The sequence below is a fragment of the uncultured Winogradskyella sp. genome (genome assembly GCF_947498005.1).
GTDB lineage: Bacteria > Bacteroidota > Bacteroidia > Flavobacteriales > Flavobacteriaceae > Winogradskyella.
In genome coordinates, this window is record NZ_CANMIW010000024.1 from 1 (window position 1) to 2,500 (window position 2,500).

At 37.4% G+C, this 2,500-nt stretch carries 1 protein-coding gene; it reads left to right on the forward strand.

Annotated elements, in window-relative coordinates; all coding sequences use genetic code 11:
• A partial coding sequence (locus Q0891_RS17165; protein WP_299103569.1) for an Ig-like domain-containing protein occupies nt 1-2,500 on the forward strand: 2,500 nt, incomplete at both ends.

Here is a 2,500-nt window from a genome sequence, read left to right on the forward strand (position 1 = left end):
GAAATTATAATGTGAGTGTTACTATGGATGGATCATCTTGTGATCCTGTGGTTCATAATATTTCTATTACACAACCTGGTTCTGAGTTATCTGCCTCTATTACCTCTCAAAATGACATTATTTGTCAAGGTCTTGGTACGGTAAACGTCCAAGGTACAGGAGGTTCAATTCCTTATACATATTCAATAAATGGAGGTACTGATTATCAAAATAGTGGGATATTTTCTGATTTAGAAGCTGGTAATTATTCGATTATTGTTAAAGATAATAATGACTGTACTTATACAATATCAACTGAAATTCTGTCTAATTGTACAGATGCTATTGCAGATATTAATAACACATTTGTTGATCAACCGGTTACTGGTAATGTATTAACTAATGACGAAGATTTTGAAGGTGATAACCAAACCGTTACTGCCAACTCTAATCCTACCAATGGAACTGTAGTAATGAATCCTAACGGAACGTATACTTACACTCCTAACCCTGGATTTATTGGGGAAGATACCTTTACTTATACCATCTGTGATGATGGTAATCCTCAAGCTTGTGATACTGCTACAGTTTATATTGAAGTTTTATCTAATGGTGGTCCGGAGAATGAAGCGCCTATTGCTAATGCGGATACGTCAACAACTCCTGTAGGAACACCTATTGATATTGTTGTACTTACTAATGATTTTGACCCTGATGCTGATCCTATTACCATTACTGCAACTACTGATCCTGCTAATGGAACTGTGACTCTAAATCCTGATGGAACCATTACCTATACGCCTGATCCTGGATTTACGGGTGAAGATACCTTTACCTATACAATCTGTGATGATGGTACGCCTGCACTTTGTGATACTGCTACTGTTACAGTAACAGTTCAAGATACTGGTATGGTTAATACAACAAATGCTAATGATGATGCTTATAATACAACACCTGGTGCTGATATTCTTGGTAATGTATTATTAAATGACAACGATATTGAAAGTGATACACAAACTGTTACTTCTACAACGGTTACTACTGTTCAAGGCGTTACTGTAAATATTGATCCTAATTCTGGAGAATTTATCTATACACCTATTACTGGGTATTCTGGTACGGACTCTTTTGTTTACACGATATGTGATAATGGTAGTCCTGTGGCGTGTGATCAAGCTACAGTTTACATCACTGTTGGTGGTCTTGCTAATACAACAGATGCTATTGCAGATATTAATAACACATTTGTTGATCAACCGGTTACTGGTAATGTATTAACTAATGATGAAGATTTTGAAGGTGATAACCAAACCGTTACTGCCAACTCTAATCCTACCAATGGAACTGTAGTAATGAATCCTAACGGAACGTATACTTACACTCCTAACCCTGGATTTATTGGGGAAGATACTTTTACCTATACCATCTGTGATGATGGTAATCCGCAAGCTTGTGATACAGCTACAGTTTATATTGACGTTTTACCTGAAAGTGGACCGTCTAACGAAGCGCCTATTGCTAATGCAGATACGTCAACAACACCTGTAGGAACACCTATTGATGTTGTTGTCCTTGCCAATGATTTTGATCCTGATGGCGATCCTATTACCATTACTGCAACTACTGATCCTGCAAATGGAACTGTAACTCTAAATCCTGATGGAACCATTACTTATACGCCTGATCTTGGATTTACGGGTGAAGATACCTTTACCTATACAATCTGTGATGATGGTACGCCTGCACTTTGTGATACTGCTACTGTTACAGTAACAGTTCAAGATGCTAGTATGCCAAATACAACAAATGCTAATGATGATGCTTACTATGTAACGCCTACTAGCGTTCTAATAGGAAATGTATTATTTAACGATAATGATATTGAAGGTAATACCCAAACTGTAACTTCTACAACCGTTACTACTACTCAAGGTGTTACCGTAAATATTGATCCTAATACTGGTGAGTTTACTTACACCCCTAATGCTGGATATTCGGGTACGGATTCATTCGTATATACAATCTGTGATAACGGTACTCCTATGGCCTGTGATCAAGCCACTGTATACATTACTATTGATGGGGTTGCTGGTCTTAGTATAGAAAAATCAGCTTCGAGCTCAACTGTTGGTTGTGTTGGAGAAGGTGATACTATTACTTATACATTTACAGTTACCAATTCGGGTAGTGTCCTTATTAATTCAATAACAATTATTGATGATTTATTAGGGGGTGATATTACATCGTCTTTAACTCTTACTGGAGATAACGGAGATGGTATTCTTGATCCTACTGAAACTTGGATTTTCACTGCACCTGACTATACCATTACTCAAGCTAACGTTGATGCGGGTAATATCACAAACAATGTGACTGCTAATGGTTTAGAACCTGATGGGACAACAACGGTTGTTGCCACTGATACTTACATCATCGATGCGAATAATACTGAGGTTACACTTTGTAATGATGGTGGTATTAATATCGTGAAATCTGCATCGAGCTCAACGACAGGTTG